General features: G+C 67.8%; 10 protein-coding genes and 1 pseudogene. 5 read left to right on the top strand and 6 right to left on the bottom strand.

Going from position 1 to position 15,818, the window contains the following annotated elements; translation table 11 throughout:
- Nucleotides 1-296: 296 nt before the first annotated feature.
- From ACU6P3_RS27295 to ngcE, 3 genes are all read right to left on the bottom strand, one after another.
- The gene (locus ACU6P3_RS27295; protein WP_447194534.1) at nucleotides 297-1,280 is read right to left on the bottom strand and encodes a carbohydrate ABC transporter permease; all 984 of its coding nucleotides are present in this window, start codon (nucleotides 1,278-1,280) and stop codon (nucleotides 297-299) included.
- A complete protein-coding gene (locus ACU6P3_RS27290) occupies nucleotides 1,280-2,200 on the bottom strand; it encodes a carbohydrate ABC transporter permease (RefSeq protein WP_344276255.1) in 921 nt (306 codons plus the stop codon). The genes ACU6P3_RS27295 and ACU6P3_RS27290 overlap by 1 nt, the downstream gene beginning before the upstream one ends.
- Nucleotides 2,201-2,371: 171 nt before the next feature.
- A complete protein-coding gene (gene ngcE / locus ACU6P3_RS27285) occupies nucleotides 2,372-3,901 on the bottom strand; it encodes an N-acetylglucosamine/diacetylchitobiose ABC transporter substrate-binding protein (RefSeq protein WP_344276252.1) in 1,530 nt (509 codons plus the stop codon).
- A gap of 589 nt (nucleotides 3,902-4,490) precedes the next feature.
- On the opposite strand from ngcE, the gene ACU6P3_RS27280 reads away from it, so the two are divergent.
- Both ACU6P3_RS27280 and ACU6P3_RS27275 read left to right on the top strand, forming a co-directional pair.
- The gene (locus ACU6P3_RS27280) at nucleotides 4,491-8,330 is read left to right on the top strand and encodes a GH92 family glycosyl hydrolase (RefSeq protein ID WP_447194533.1); all 3,840 of its coding nucleotides are present in this window, start codon (nucleotides 4,491-4,493) and stop codon (nucleotides 8,328-8,330) included.
- A gap of 183 nt (nucleotides 8,331-8,513) precedes the next feature.
- Nucleotides 8,514-8,729, top strand: a pseudogene (locus ACU6P3_RS27275) (hypothetical protein); the annotation flags it as partial.
- A gap of 82 nt (nucleotides 8,730-8,811) precedes the next feature.
- Here ACU6P3_RS27275 and ACU6P3_RS27270 read toward each other — a convergent pair.
- Nucleotides 8,812-9,243, bottom strand: a complete 432-nt coding sequence (locus tag ACU6P3_RS27270) for a transposase (protein ID WP_447194532.1) — start codon at nucleotides 9,241-9,243, stop codon at nucleotides 8,812-8,814.
- A gap of 343 nt (nucleotides 9,244-9,586) precedes the next feature.
- Between ACU6P3_RS27270 and ACU6P3_RS27265 the strand changes: the two genes are divergently transcribed.
- The gene (locus ACU6P3_RS27265) at nucleotides 9,587-10,906 is read left to right on the top strand and encodes an IS630 family transposase (RefSeq protein WP_447198078.1); all 1,320 of its coding nucleotides are present in this window, start codon (nucleotides 9,587-9,589) and stop codon (nucleotides 10,904-10,906) included.
- Between the two features lie 346 nt (nucleotides 10,907-11,252).
- On the opposite strand, the gene ACU6P3_RS27260 is transcribed toward ACU6P3_RS27265, so the two are convergent.
- Together ACU6P3_RS27260 and ACU6P3_RS27255 are read right to left on the bottom strand one after the other, a co-directional pair.
- The gene (locus ACU6P3_RS27260; protein ID WP_447194531.1) at nucleotides 11,253-13,253 is read right to left on the bottom strand and encodes an alpha/beta hydrolase; all 2,001 of its coding nucleotides are present in this window, start codon (nucleotides 13,251-13,253) and stop codon (nucleotides 11,253-11,255) included.
- Between the two features lie 107 nt (nucleotides 13,254-13,360).
- Complete coding sequence (locus ACU6P3_RS27255) at nucleotides 13,361-13,783, bottom strand: YybH family protein (protein WP_447198084.1); 423 nt, start codon at nucleotides 13,781-13,783, stop codon at nucleotides 13,361-13,363.
- A 146-nt stretch (nucleotides 13,784-13,929) separates the two neighbouring features.
- Between ACU6P3_RS27255 and ACU6P3_RS27250 the strand changes: the two genes are divergently transcribed.
- Nucleotides 13,930-14,583: a TetR/AcrR family transcriptional regulator gene (locus tag ACU6P3_RS27250; RefSeq protein WP_447194530.1), complete on the top strand. Its 654-nt coding sequence runs from the start codon at nucleotides 13,930-13,932 to the stop codon at nucleotides 14,581-14,583.
- Between the two features lie 231 nt (nucleotides 14,584-14,814).
- Entirely contained in the window at nucleotides 14,815-15,597 is a 783-nt protein-coding gene (locus ACU6P3_RS27245) for a transposase family protein (RefSeq protein WP_447194529.1), read from the top strand.
- Nucleotides 15,598-15,818: the final 221 nt, after the last annotated feature.

Genomic DNA, 15,818 nt, shown 5'->3' with positions numbered 1-15,818 from the left:
ACCGCCGCCGACCGGGGCCGCGCCCATGAGACCCCGATGTATCTCCAACTTGTGAACTCTAAGCTCAGCGTTCGGGGGAGCGTCCCGTCAAGGGCTTGAGCGAGTACCGACCAGTAGGAACAACGGATCAAAGCAATTGGTCCGGACCAAGAGCCCGGGGAGGGCCTCGACGCACGGGCCGGGGCGGCCGCTCGGTGCTCGGTGCTCGGTGCTCGTATCAGGCTCGTTGTCGGTGCCTCGTATCGATGCCCGCATCGGTGCTTGGACCGGTGCGGGCATCGGTGCTCGTACGACGGCTACTTCAGCGCGCCCGCCGTCAGGCCGGCCACCACCTGCCGCTGGAAGGCGATGTACGTGGCGAGCACGGGCAGCATCGCCATCACCAGGCCGGCGAAGAGACCGGACCAGTCGCCCTTGTACCCCTGGCTGACGGCGAGTTGGACCAGCCCCTGGGAGAGCACCTTCTTGTCGGGGTCGGTGTTGAGCACTGTGGGCAGCAGGTACTGGTTCCACTGCCCGAGGAAGTTGAAGATGCCGACGCTGATCAGGCCGGGCTTGGCCATCGGCAGCATCACCTGGAAGAAGGTCCGGGTGTGCGAGGCGCCGTCGATCAGTGCCGCCTCCGCCACCGACGTGGGCAGCGTGCGGAAGAACGACGTCAGGAAGAAGACGGTGAACGGCAGCGAGTAGGCGATGTAGACGAGGATCAGACCGTGGATCGTGTTCAGCAGCCCGATGTTGTTCATGACGTAGAAGAGCGGGACCAGCGCCAGCATCACGGGGAAGCTCATCCCGCCGATGAACAGGTAGTAGATGAACCGGTTCCCGGGGAAGTCGAAGCGCGCCAGCACATAGGCGGCCATCGAGCCCAGCAGCAGCGTCCCGATCAGTGAACCGGCCACCACCACGATCGTGTTGAGGAAGTAGTCGCTCATGTGCGCCTGGGTCCAGGCCCGCGACCAGTTCTCGAAGCGCAGCGTGTCCGGCAGCGACCAGGGCGAGGAGAGGATGGACGTGTCGTCCTTGAAGGACGACAGCACGGCCCACAGCAGCGGCATCACGACCAGGAAGGCCCAGACGACGAGGATGCCGTGCGAGAAGACGTTGAGGACCCCGCCGGTCCGCTCCCCCCTCGTCCCGCTCCCCCGGGCACCGCCGCCGGGTCCGCCGCTCGCTCCCACCGCGCCCGGGGCGGTCCGCTGCTTCGCCGGGCCGACGCCGGCGCCGGGGCCGGCCGGCGGGTCCGTACCGGCCGGCGGAGGGGTGTCAGTGGTCTTCATCAGTACTCCAGCCGCTCGCGCCGGCCCAGCCGCATCACGAGGGCGGCGAAGGCCAGCGTGACCACGAGCAGGGCGACACCGATCGTGGTCGCATAGGCCGCCTGACCGTCGCGGAACGCCTTCTGGTAGACGAACAACGTCAGGACGTTGGTGGACTCCGCGGGGCCGCCGGGCCCCACGGTCATGATCTGGACGACCGCGAAGGACTCCGCGCCCAGGGCGAGGATGCCCATGTAGACCCACCCGGACTGCACCGTGTCCCACAGCAGCGGCAGGGTGATGCGGAAGAAGGTGGTGACGCGGTTCGCGCCGTCCAGCAGCGCCGCCTCGTAGAAGTCCTTCGGAATGGACGCCATGCCCGCGGAGAACAGGACGACGAAGAACCCCGTCGTGCTCCACACCAGGACGGCCATCACACACCACAGGGCGAGCTTCGGATCGCCCAGCCACTCCGGCCGCGCGTCCACGCCGAGCGCGCCGAGCGCGGAATTCACCGCGCCGCTGTTCGGGTTGTACGCGAACTGGAACAGCAGGGCGACGATCGCGATCGAGAGAACCTGCGGGAAGAAGTAGACGATCTTGTAGAACGAGGAGCCGCGGACCCCCGTGACGGCGACTCCCTTACGGCCGCGCCCGCCGACGTTCAGCATGAACGCGAAGAAGAGCGCCAGCCCGAGCACGACGACCGGCAGCAGCAGCGCGAACAGCAGGCTGTGCTGGAGCGACTTCCAGAACGTGCCGTCGTCGAGCATGCGGGTGTAGTTGTCGAAGCCGACCATCGCGAAGTCCGGGCTCAGCCCGGTCCAGTCGGTGAAGGAGTAGTAGATCGACTGGACGAACGGCCAGATGACGAACAGCGCGTAGAGCGCGAGAGGGGCTGCCAGGAACCCCACGATGAAACGGTACTTGCCGTGTTGCATGTCTCCCGACCCCGAATCTCCGGCGGGTTGCGCCGTGGTGCGCCGGCGGCCCGTTGTGCCGGGCCGGGGCCGTGCGCCCCCGGTGGGGTCCCACGGCCGCTGTGCCGGTCCCGGCCGGGCCGGCCCCGTGCGGAGCCGGTCCCGGCCGGGACCGTGATCTCGTAAGCTCCGTTACCGGTGCTTGTAGTGCTTGACGGAGCTGTCCTTGGCCACGGCGTCGGCGTACTCCTGGCACTTCTTGACGGCCTCGGCCGGTGTCATCCGGCCCGCCATCATCTCGCCGATCGCGCCCGCGCCGATCTTCTCCTTCTGCAGGGCCACGTACCAGTCCTGGAGGCGCGGGTTGAGCACGTTGTCGCCCGCCTTGGCCAGCGCGTCCTCGCCGGACTTGAGCGCCGAGGAGAGGGTGAGGCCGTCCGTGCCGCCGTTGAAGGAGCTCAGCGACTTCACCTTGCTGGTGAAGTTCTTCGACGACGCCTCGCTGAGCATGATGCGCAGCTGCTCCATGCCGCCGTCCGGGTTCTTCGAGTGGGCCGGTACGACGAAGGGCTCACCGCCCGACGCCCAGAGCGTGCCGAACGGCAGCTTGTCCGAGCTGTCCAGACTGGAGGGCGCCGCCACCTTCATCTCGAAGTCCTTGGGCGTGGTGGAGGCCGCCTCGTTCTCCACCCAGGAGCCGTTCGGGATGAACAGCGCCTTGCCCTCGGTCCAGGCCGTCTGCGACTGGATGTGGTCCAGCCCGGGCGTGCCCTGGAGGATGTATCCCTTCTTGAACAGCTCGTAGTACGCCTCGAAGCCGGCCTTGACGGCCGGGTGCTTCCAGGCGTTGGGCTCCAGGTTGTCGATCGCGTCGAGGACCTCGCGGCCCCCGATCTTGCCGATGAACGGGTAGAGCGAGAAGGGGACGTAGTACGGGTACTTGCCGGCGTACGTCCAGCCCGCGATGCCCTTCTTCTTGGCCTTCGCACAGAGCGCCAGCATCGCGTCCCAGGTTTCGGGGTACTCCGCGTCCAGCTTGTCGAGCGCGGTCTGCGAGTACCAGACGCCGTACACCATGTAGGCGTAGTACATGATCCACACCGGATCGCCGTCGAACTGGCCCATCTCGACGACCCCGGGCCGCAGCGTGTCGCGCACCTTCTTGGCCGGGTCGTCGTACGAGGGGGCGTCCAGCAGCGGGGTGAGGTCCGCGAGTTGCTTCTTGCCGACGAGGACGCCCATGTCCATCTGCTCGGCGCCCGAGTTGTCGATCAGGTCGGGCGGGGTGCCGCCGTTGAAGCGCGGCTGGAGCGTGGACTGGATCTTCTGGGTCGAGCTGAACTTGACCTTGGCCTTCGGGTAGGTCTTCTCGTACAGCTTGACGGCGTCCTGGGCGTACTCCGTACCGAAGCCACCGTCGAACAGGACGAATTCCAGCGGCGCGGAGCCGTTCACGCCGAGGGGGTTCTTCTCGGTCTTCTCCCCCTTGTCGACCTGCTTGTCCGTACCGCCTGAGCCGCTGGCGCAGGACGCCAGGAAGCCCGTGGTCGGCACGGCGGCCAGGCCGATCGCCGCGGACCGCTTGATGACGTCGCGCCGGCCGAGCCCCCCGGTGACCGCGGGGCCCCCGTTCGCGCCACCGGCGCCGCCGATCGTTCCGGAGCCCGTGCCGTGGTCGGAACGTCCCCGGCCCTCGTCGTTTCGAGCGGTGGTGGATCCCATGCTCAAGTCCTCGCCTTCTCCAGGACTCAGGCGGTGTACCGGTCGCCCGTCCTTCTCTTCTGAGGCGAAGGGCCCTGCCACCGCGGTCAATTGAAGCCAGCGCCGCTCCTTGACGGACAAGCCTTGCCGGTCACGGCACCAGGTCGTGCAGGACAGCCGCGCGGAAAAGCGATGACCGTGCGGATCGCGCGCCATCACATCACTTGGGCGGACGCCGACAGGTATAGTCCACTTCCCGCCAGTGGGGCAAGATCGAAAGCGCTTCGGGGCGGCAGTCTTTCCCTAGTTGAGACCAAAGGGTGAGAACTCTCGGGCGTTCGCCGGTCCGCCGATCACGGATTCGATCGCGCCCCGACCGCGTCTTCGGCGCCCGGCGGCCCTGCGCGCCCGGCCCGGCGGCCCCGCGCGCCGGCCCGACGGTCCGTACGCACCCGACCCGACGGCCCGTACGCGCCCCGGCTCCCGCACGGCGGTACCGCTCAAGTTCCGGACAACACCCTTGACACCACTGCCCACTTGGCCCCTACTGGTCCCTGCGCCCTCCGTTTGACAACGTTGTCCGACTCGGTACGCAGGAGGAAGGCTCGGTATGCAGTTCAGAACCGGACCCCGGCACAGACATCGGCAGGCGGCCGCCCTGGTGGCGGCCGTTTCGCTGCTCGTCGTGACCGCACCGTCCGCCGCCCTGGCACAGTCCGCAGCGTCGCCGTCGAAGAATACGAAATTCGGTTCGTCCTTCGAAGAAGGTGATCCGCAGCCCGACTGGCGCAACACCGTGGAGGTGGGACCCGGCGGAGAAAAGCGGGCATCCGGTGTCGAGGGCGGTTTCAGTCAGGGAATTCCGGGCAATGTCACCGACCGGGTGGTGGATCTGCGCGCCAGCGGCGAGAACACCGGCGGCGGTGAGACCAAGGAAAACCTGATCGACGTACAGTCGAGCACGAAATGGCTGGCGTTCGCGCCCACCGCCTGGGTCGAGTTCGACCTGGACGAGCCGGTCAAGGTCGTCCGTTACGCCCTGACGTCGGCGAACGACCACGCCGAGCGCGACCCGAGGGACTTCACGCTCCAGGGGTCGGCCGACGGCAAGGAGTGGCGGGAGCTGGACTCCCGTACGGGCCAGTCCTTCCCCGAGCGGTTCAAGACCACGTCGTACGACCTGGACAACACGACCGCGTACCAGCACTACCGGCTGAACATCACCGCCAACAACGGCGCCTCGGACGCGGTCCAGTTGGCCGACGTCCAGTTCTCCGACGGCTCCACGGACGTGCCCGGGCCCGAGGACATGCGCACCCAGGTGGACCGCGGGCCGACGGGCTCCCCCACCGCCAAGGCCGGCGCCGGGTTCACGGGCGTACGGGCGCTGAAGTACGCCGGTACGCACCGGCCGGACGGGCGCGCCTACTCGTACAACAAGGTCTTCGACGTGCAGGTGGCCGTCCGGCGCGACACCGCGCTGTCGTACCGGATCTACCCGGCCATGGGCGAGACGGACCTGAACTACCCGGCCACCCATGTCTCGGTCGATCTCGCGTTCACCGACGGCACCTATCTGAGTGACCTGGGTGCCCTCGACGCGCACGGCGGGCGGCTGACCCCCGAGGGTCAGGGCGCGGCCAAGCGGCTGTACGTCAACCAGTGGAATCAGGTCGATTCCCGGATCGGCTCGGTCGCGGCCGGCAAGACCGTGGACCGGATCCTCGTGGCGTACGACTCCCCCAAGGGCCCTGCCTCGTTCCAGGGCTGGGTCGACGACGTCTCGCTGGCCCCGAAGGCTCCGGAGAAGCGGCTGTCCCGGCTCTCGGACTACGCGTCCACGACCCGGGGCACCAACTCCAGCGGTTCCTTCTCGCGCGGCAACACCTTCCCTGCGACCGCCGTGCCGCATGGCTTCAACTTCTGGACGCCGGTGACCAACGCCGGTTCGACCAGCTGGCTGTACGAGTACGCGCGCGGCAACAACGCCGGCAACCGGCCGACGCTCCAGGCGTTCGCCGCCAGCCACGAGCCGAGCCCCTGGATGGGCGACCGGCAGACCTTCCAGCTGATGCCGTCGACCGCCGAGGGCACGCCCGACGCGTCGCGTACGGCGCGGGCGCTGCCCTTCCGGCACGAGAACGAGACCGCGAAACCGCACTACTACGGCGTGACGTTCGACAACGGCCTCAAGACCGAGCTGACGCCGACCGACCACGCGGCGATGATGCGGATCACCTATCCGGGCGAGAACGCGAGCCTCGTCCTGGACAACGTCTCCAACGCGGGCGGGCTGACCCTCGATCCGGCCACCCGTTCCTTCACCGGCTACTCGGACGTCAAGAGCGGCCTGTCAACCGGTGCCACCCGCATGTTCGTGTACGGCGTCCTGGACGCGCCGGTCACCGCGAGCGGCAAGCTGACCGGGGGCGGTGGCGCGGACGTCACCGGCTACCTGCGCGTCGACGCGGGCCGCGACCGCACGGTCACCGTCCGGCTGGCGACCTCCCTGATCAGCGTCGACCAGGCGAAGAAGAACCTCGCCGACGAGATCCCGGCGGGCACCCGCTTCGAGCGGGTCCAGGACCGGGCGCAGGACGCCTGGGACACCGTCCTGCGGCGGGTGACGGTGGAGGGCGCGGACCACGACCAGCTGACCACGCTCTACTCCAGCCTCTACCGGCTGTACCTGTACCCCAACTCGGGCTTCGAGAACACGGGGACGAAGGCGCGCCCGAAGCACCAGTACGCCAGCCCCTTCTCGCCGAAGGCGGGCACCGACACGCCCACCCGGACGGGCGCGAAGATCGTCGACGGCGAGGCCTACGTCAACAACGGCTTCTGGGACACCTACCGGACGACCTGGCCCGCGTACTCCTTCCTCACCCCGAAGACGGGGGGCCGGCTGGTGGACGGCTTCGTCCAGCAGTACAAGGACGGCGGCTGGATCTCCCGCTGGTCCTCCCCCGGCTACGCCGACCTGATGACCGGCACCAGCTCGGACGTGGCCTTCGCCGACGCCTACGTCAAGGGCGTCGACTTCGACGCGGAGGCGGCGTACGACGCGGCGCTGAAGAACGCGACGGTGGTGCCGCCGAGCGCGGGCGTCGGCCGCAAGGGGATGGAGACCTCCCCCTTCCTCGGCTACGCCTCCACCGAGACGCACGAGGGCCTGTCCTGGTCGCTGGAGGGCTACCTCAACGACTACGGAATCGCCGAGATGGGCGAGAAGCTCTACCAGAAGACGAAGAAGAAGCGCTACCAGGAGGAGGCCGCGTACTTCCGCAACCGCGCCCGCAACTACGTCACGCTCTTCGACTCCAAGGCCGGCTTCTTCCAGGGCCGCGACGTGAAGGGCGACTGGCGGGTGCCCTCCGCCTCGTACGACCCGAGGGTGTGGGGCTACGACTACACGGAGACCAACGGCTGGGGCTACGCCTTCACCGCCCCGCAGGACTCGCGCGGCCTGGCGAACCTGTACGGCGGGCGCTCGGGCCTGGCGAACAAGCTCGACACGTACTTCGCGACGCCGGAGACGGCGGGGCGGGAGTTCGTGGGCTCCTACAACGGGGTCATCCATGAGATGACGGAGGCGCGCGACGTGCGGATGGGCATGTACGGCCACTCCAACCAGGTCGCCCACCACGTCACGTACATGTACAACGCGGCGTCGCAGCCCTGGAAGACCCAGGAGAAGGTCCGCGAGGTCCTCTCCCGCCTCTACGTGGGCAGTGAGATCGGCCAGGGCTACCACGGCGACGAGGACAACGGCGAGCAGTCGGCCTGGTACCTGTTCTCGGCGCTCGGCTTCTACCCGCTGGTGATGGGCAGCGGGGAGTACGCGATCGGCTCGCCGCTCTTCACGAAGGCGACCGTGCGCATGGACAACGGCCGCACGCTCACGGTGAAGGCCCCGAAGAACAGCGAGCAGAACATCTACGTCCAGGGCGTGAAGGTCAACGGCAAGACCTGGAACTCCACGGCCCTCCCGCACGAGGTGATCGCGCGCGGCGGCACCCTGGAGTTCGCGATGGGCCCGAAGCCGTCGGCCTGGGGCACGGGGAAGAACGCGGCCCCCGTCTCGGTCACCACCGACGACAAGGTGCCCTCCCCGCGCACGGACGCGTTGACGGGCCCGGGCGCGCTCGCCGACAACTCCTCCCGCACGGAGGCGCCGGCCGAGTCGGTGGACCTGCCGGTCGCCTCGCCGACGAAGGCGGTCCAGTACACCCTGACCTCGGCCACGGCCGCGAAGGCCCCGACGTCCTGGACCCTCCAGGGCTCGGCCGACGGCACGACGTGGACCGACGTGGACACGCGGTCGGAGGAGTCCTTCACCTGGGACCGGCAGACCCGCGTCTTCACGGTGGCGAAGCCGGGCACGTACGCGAAGTACCGCCTGGTGAGCGGGGCGACGTCGACGCTGGCGGAGGTGGAGCTGCTGCGGTAGCCCGGGCCCGGGCAGGCCAGGACAGGGGGCAGGCCAGGGCAGGGCGGGACGAGGGGCACCGGCTCACGAGGCCGGTGCCCCTTCGCCGTCCGGACGCCGCGGGGCGGGGTGGAGCAGGCGAGGCGGACCAGGCCTGCGCCCGGCCTCACCACGTCGGCCGGCAGCGTCACGTAGCGTCCCCTTATGGACGGCGCGAAAGTGGTGCTGATCGGTGGGACCTCGAACACCGGCAAGTCGACAGTGGCCCGGGCGGTCGCGGACCGGCTCGGGTTCGACTGTCTCTCCACAGACCAACTGGCACGGCACCCGGGCAGACCGTGGCCGACACCGGAGCGGCGGGTACCGCCGCACGTCGACGAGCACTACCGGTCTCTCACGGTCGATGAGCTGATCGCCTCGTGCCGGCGCGCGGGTGACCCGGCGGGCGCCGTAGGTGCGGCCGGAGTCTTCCCACGCGGCTGTGACCAGTGGAATCAGCTCTTCATCGCGCAACCGGCGGGCGGACTTCGGTCGGGACTTGCACGCGAAGTACGTCAAGGGAGACAGGTCCAGCACCCGGCAGACGGGATCGACCCCGAGGCCCTTGTCCCGCAGGTGGTCGATCACCTGCTCGGCCCGTCCGGGGACGGTCGATCTCCTGGGCAAAAAACACCGACGCGGCCTTGAGGATCTCGTTGGCCCGCCTCAACTCGGCATTCTCTTTGCGGAGTTGCTTCAGTTCCTCCAGTTCGGAGCTGGTCAGGCGGTCGTCGCGCTCGCCGGCGTCGGCCTCGGCCTGGCGGACCCACGACCGCAGGGCCTCCTTGTGGATGCCGAGGTCGCGGTCGACATACGCCACCGGGCGGCCGGTCGAGCGGACCTCGCGGACGGCGCGCTCGCGGAGTTCATCGGGGTACTCACGTGGTGCTGGCACTGCAGGTGGTTCTCCTTACGCCTGGATCGTAACCCAGGCTTCCAGGACTCGACGAAGATCAGTGCAGCTCAAGATCCGGGGGCAAGGCCCGAGACCACGACCACAATCTCGTGCTGCGCCCAGACGTCGCACCGAGGCAGACCGGACTGGGAGCACACCTGGTCTGACGCCTGTACAGGGGACAGCTCTGGATGCGTGCCACGTCACCGCGGTGAAGTGGCACGCGCAGGTGCGGTGTGTCTCCGGCCGGCCTCACAGCAGGCGCAGTGTCTAGTGTGATGCGCCAGAAATCCTGATGGTTAGTAAGTACCCTGTTGGCATGTCGCATTCGGGGCCTTCTGCTGTGGCGGTCACGTTGTCCGAGGCTGAGCGCGCCGAGTTGGTGCGCCGGACGAAGATGCCGCACCGGCGCTCGGCCGAGAAGGCCCGCATCATCCTGGCGTGTGCTGACGGCATGTCGAACGCGGGTGTCGCGCGGCTCGTCGGTGTCCAGGCCAAGACGGTCGGCAAGTGGCGTCGTGCTTTCGCCGCAGAGCGGATGGCGGGGCTTGAGGACGCCGGCTGGGTCGGCCGGCCGAAGGCCGATCTGATCCTCGACGATGCTGAGCGCAGGCAGCTGCAGCAGTGGGCCCGGCAGGCGAAGACCGCCCAGTTCCTCGCGTTACGGGCCAAGATCGTGCTGCGCTGCGCGGAGGGCGGGACGAACCAGCAGGCCGCGGCCGACCTCGGTATCGACAGGTCAACCGTGGACCGCTGGCGGGCCCGGTTCATCGCGAAACGCCTCGATGGCCTGCAGGACGAGCCGCGCTCGGGCCGGCCGCCTTCGATCCTCCTCGACCAGGTCGAGGAGGTCGTCGTGGCCACCCTGGAGTCGCTCCCGGGCCGGGACACGCACTGGTCACGGGCCTCGATGGCCCAGCGCACCGGCCTGTCGAAGTCGACGATCGGGCGGATCTGGAAGCGGTTCGACCTCAAGCCTCACCTGCAGGACTCCTTCAAGCTGTCCACCGATCCGCAGTTCGTCGCCAAGGTCGTCGACGTTGTCGGCCTGTACCACCACCCGCCCGAGAAGGCGGTCGTGCTCTGCGTGGACGAGAAGAGCCAGATCCAGGCGCTGGACCGCTCCCAGCCAGTGCTGCCGATGATGCCGGGCATGCCCGAACGCCGCACCCACGACTACCTGCGGCACGGCATCACCAGCCTGTTCGCAGCCTTCAACATCGCCGACGGCACCGTCATATCGGCACTTCACCGCCGCCACCGGGCGATCGAGTTCAAGAAGTTCCTGATCCGGATCGACAAGGCGGTGCCCGCCGGGCTCGACGTGCACCTCGTCTGTGACAACTACGCCACCCACAACACTGCCGAGATCAGGACGTGGCTCGGCAAACACCCCCGCTTCCACGTCCATTTCACCCCCACCGGCTCCTCCTGGATGAACCAGGTCGAGCGGTGGTTCGGCCTGCTGACCGACAAGCTCATCCGCCGCGGCGTCCACACCTCCGTGAAGGCACTGGAGAACGACATCACCGCGTGGATCGACACCTGGAACGAGAAACCGCGCCCCTTCACCTGGACCAAGACAGCCGACGAGATCCTCAAATCCCTCGCCGACTACCTCACCAAGGTCGGAACCACCGCCCCGAAAACAGAGCAGAACTAACCATCAGGATTTCTGGCGCATCACACTAGTGCCCCTCCCGGCAACGTTTGCCCCGTCGCGACGCCCGGCACGCGCGCTCGCCGCGTTGGCCACAAGCCCAGGTAGCTCCGCTACATGGACTTCTGCCCGCCTTGCGATCACACGCACCGGACGCCGCTCCTTGACGGGCAAACCTTGCCGGTCGCGGCACTAGACGATCACGCGCGGGGCGCGGCTCGTTTGTTGCGCGGCATCCCGATGCCGACGACGGCGCGGTGAGAGCAAAGAGCGGGTCCGCAGAAAACAGCTTGGTGGGCGGGCGCCGCAGGTCAGCGCGACGCCCGCCCGCATAGGGTGCTCCTGGGACTCAAGAGTTGTTGAGGGCCGCCGATGCGTGACGAACGTGGTGCGGCCCTCTACGGAAGTGCTCGACACACAGCAGTCCAAGATTCGCTGCCGCGCCCGCACCGACTATGGCTGCAGCAGGCGCCAAGAGGCCGGCAAGCGCGTAACAGCCGAGCCATGCCCCCAGGAACGCCCCACAGATCGCGGCGACCAGCCCAGCGCGCCGGATCTGGGATGAGCGCTCCTCACGGGTCCAGGCCAGATAGACGCCGAGGCCTACCATCAGGCCCGTCCCGGGCACGATCACGCTCGCGCTGGCCACGAAGTCGTCGGGGCCTACCGTCCAGATCAGCAGAACTCCCAGCAGCCACCCACCAAGGCCGAGCGGGACCACGGCCACGGTCCGTACCCACACGCTCGCGCGGAGGCCGATGCCACCGCGCCTGCGCGACCAGCGTGCGATCACAGCGAGCAGAGCGAGGCCAAGGATTGCGCCGGCCAGGGTGACTGCGATCAGCAGCTTGGCCACCGTGGGCATGCTCAACGGAACTGCTTCGAAGTCGACGGGCCGCTTGTCGAACTGGGAGCTGTCCACCTTGCCGGTGTCGAAGAAGGAGGTCAGCAGACGCTTGCCGGCCTCGGGACGGTGCTCCCAGAAGTCGGCGGTGTGCCCCAACCCGGGAAGGATCACCTGCTGTCCCCGGGACAGGGCGGGCAGCAGTTCGTCGGTGGCCAGTTGCGCCGGGGTGGAGAAGTCGACCTCGCCGCTGACGAGGAGGGTTTCGACGTCGCTGGGCCTCATCTCACGGTACTTGGCGTTGTCGGGGCTGTCCGGCCACACCGTGGACAGACCGGACTCGCCGGCCCACAGGAAGTCGGTCGAGGCGTTGCCCAGGGTTGAGCCCGGATCGCCACCGTTGTCGTAGTAGCGCTGTGCTGCTGGTCCATCGATCATGGCGAAGGAAGCGAACTCGCCCCAGACGATGGAATTGGGCAGGGTGAGGTCGCCGAGGACAGACATGGCCCACAAGGCGCCGGTGTCCCGGCTGAGGTAGGCGTCGATGACGGTCGGAGCGTTGTTGGGTGCCGAGGCCGGGCCGTTGTGGTGCATGGCGTACTGGGTCAGGACCCGGATGTTGGTGTCCTTGATGCGGAAGGGCCCCCAGCGTTCGGGGATCTCGTCAGCGGTTTTCCGGATCGATTCGGCAAGGTCGGGTGTACGCGCGGCGCAGGCTTCGTTGTCGCCGCACAGCCGTGTGTACTGGGCGAACTGCGCATCGGTGATGCGCGGGTCCCAGAAGAAGTGGCCGGGCGGATTGACCGAGACCATCGTGGAGCGGTGCAGCACCTTCGGGTACCGCCAGGAGTAGATCAAGGCAGTGCGTGTTCCGGCGCTGGAGCTGAGGAGGTTGATCTGTGAGTAGCCCAGGGCGGTGCGCGCCGCTTCCAGGTCCTCCACCCGCTGGAGGGCGGAGTAACCGGTGAGGTCGATCCCGTCGTCGGTGAGGCGGTCCGCACACAGTTCGAACGCTTTGGTCGTGGCAGGCAGTGTCTTTGATCCCGCGATTCCGTCGGCGGACTGCATGACCGAGGTGACCTCGGGGCAGTCCAGACGGCGCGATCCATCGATGCCCCGGTAGCCGACCAGGACCACATCGTGTCTGCCGGTGAGCCGGCTTGCCTGCGGGAAGTCCATGTTCGTTCTTCCGGGGCCGCCGCCCAGTCGGAAGATCGGTTCGGCGGGGTCAGCGGAAGTAGCCCGGACGCGGGTGACCGGAAGTGCTATCAGCTCCGACTTGGGGTCGCGCCGATTTTCCGGAACGGCAAGTGTGCCGCAGTCAGCGTCGACGGTTCCGGCTTCGGTGTCGTAGTCGCAGGGCCGCATGGTGAGCGACCCGGAGGCGGTCCCCTCGGGTACGGCCAGGAGATGTTCTGGCCGCAGCGCCAAGTAGCAGAGCGACACCAGGAGTCCGCCGGTGACCACGAAGGCGAGCAGGGGCCGCCATGACTTGAGAAGTGTCATTTCGTTTCCGTATAAGTGCGCGCGGGCCCGAGCTTTCCCCAGGCGAGGTACGACGGGCATGGGCGCGTGGGGTCGTCTCGGGTGGTTCGGACCGTCGGGGAGCCCTGTCAGCCTCGTTCCCACAGCGGCAACCGGAACATGGCGTAGGTGAACTTGCCGCTGATACGTCCTGCGGTGTCGAAGTGGAACACGTCCACGCCGTGCCATTGCATGCGGCCGCCGTAGCGTGCACGGGCGAACAGGCGCAGTGGAAGCGGCACATGCCGGCCGGACTCTCCGCTCATGTCGAGCCGGCAGGCCCAGCGGATCGTGGCGCGGCGGTTCGGCTCGTCGATGATCTTGTCGTACACGGCGAAGTGCATGGCGCCGTAGCGCCCGGCGAAGTGCGGCTCGAACTCTTTGCGGATCGCCGCGATGCCACGTCGCTCCGGGAGGTGGCCGGGCAGGTACACGGCGTCGTCGGCGAAGAAGGACATGACCATGTCGAGATCGGGGCTCGGCTCGTTGAAGGCGGCAACGAAGTCGTCAATGGTCTGACTGAGGTTGGTCGAGGTGGCGGAGATGGTCTTTCACTCCCGGAGCACGATGGGGTCGTCGGATGCCGGGACATTAACAGAACACCCATCTCTTAACAAGAGATGGGTGTTCTGTTAGATCTGGACTAGGATGAACGGTCATGTCAGCGCCATTCCAGCGGGCTCGACGCCCTGATCAGAAGGACCAGCGCCGCGAAGCCATCCTCACCGCCGCTCGGGAGCTCGCCGAGCGTTCCGGCGTGGCCAGGGTCAGCCTGCAGGACATCGCCACCGCGGTCGGACTCGCCAAGTCCAACGTGCTGCGCTACTTCGGCACGCGTGAGGAGATCTACCTGCACTTGATGATGAGCGCGGGCTCCGAGTGGGCGAGCGCGGTAAGTGCCCGGTTGCAGGAAGTGAGTGGGACCGAGGCGACGGCGGGCGTTCTCGCGGATGCCTTCGTGGACCGGCCGCTCTACTGCGATTTGACCACGCACGCGGAGACGATGCTTGAGCACAACGTGTCCGTGGAGGTACTGAAGACCTTCAAAAGGTGGGCCATCGACACCTACTGGGCGATCGGCCAACGCATCTCCGCCGCCTGCCCGGAATTGACTCCTGCCGATGGTGCAGCGCTGGTGATGACAGCCAGCGCTTTCGTGGCGAAGCTGTTTCCCATTACCCGCCCGCCCGAGGCACTGCGTGAACTGTACGCGCGCGAGCCGGACATCGCGGGAGCGTTCCCACCGTTCCGCCCGACACTCACGCGCATGGTGGCGGCTACTGCAGCCGGCCTGCCTCTGGTGACACGTTAGAGATCATCTCCTTTGGCTAACGAGCTCGTGCACGGTAAGCGGTGAGACGTCGGGCACCTGATCGTCGATCATGGCCATGTGGTGGGGAACGCATCTCGTGCAGCGATCATCAGCGACCGCAGGATCACGGGCCTGTCGGCTGACGTGAATTCTGAACTCGTAGCTGAAATAGGCGCGTTGTGGCATGAGCGTCACCAGGCACGGCTCACCTCCCGGCCGCGGAATCGGACCGTGGGCGCAGGCGCGAAGCACCGGCTGGTGTTCGTCGACCGGCTCCTGGCCACGCTCGTCCATCTTCGGCACGGGGTCACCCACGACGTGCTGGCCTGCTGGTTCGGCGTGGACCGCTCCACCATCACCAGGGCCATCGGTGAGGTACGGCCTCTGCTCGCTGAGCGAGGCTGCACCGTCAGCCCCGACGTGCGGCTGCGGTCTCTGGCCGATGCCGTTGACCACCTCGGCGCGAGTGGGGCGACCGGCATCATTGACGGCACCGAGATCCGGGTTCGTCGGCCAGCCGCCGGACGCAAGGACCGCGACAAGTTCATTTCGGGCAAGAACAAGCAGAACGCCGTCAAGTCCATGGTGGTCACGGACGGCGAGGGGCGTGTGCTGTGGTGCAGCCCGGCACGGCCCGCGAGCTGCGCCGACATCACCCACGCCCGCCAGTTAGGGCTGGTCAGGCTCCTGGTCGGCGGGCCGGCGGTGGAGATTCTCGCCGATGCCGGCTACCAGGGCCTGGGAGCCCAGACCGGCGGCAGGGTGGTGACGCCACCGCACCGCAAGTTCAAGAAGAACGCCCCGGACTGGTACGAGGAGATGCACGAGCGGCAGCGCAAGGCGCACTCCTCACGTCGTATCCGTGTGGAGCACGGCATCGCCCATCTGAAGAACTGGCGGGCCCTGGCCCGCCACCTCGGCCGCCGCGAGCACATGAGCGACACCATCCAGGCCGTCGCCGGCCTGCTGTCCCACCAGCAGACCGCGGACCTAACGGCGACACGGCAGAGCTGAACATCGAGCCCGGCCGCCATCCTCGACGCCTCACCGCTTACCGTGCACGAGCTCGTTAGCTAGTGCCGCGACCGGCAAGGTTTGCCCGTCAAGGAGCGGCGTCCGGTGCGTGTGATCGCAAGGCGGTCAGAAGTCCATGTAGCGGAGCTACCTGGGCTTTTGGCCAACGCGGCGAGCGCGCGTGCCGGGCGGTCGCGACGGGGCAAACGTTGCCGGGAGGG

It is taken from the genome of Streptomyces hebeiensis (assembly GCF_052983195.1).
The sequence above is the reverse complement of the archived record's forward strand: the minus strand, read 5'-3'. Positions and strand labels throughout refer to the sequence as shown.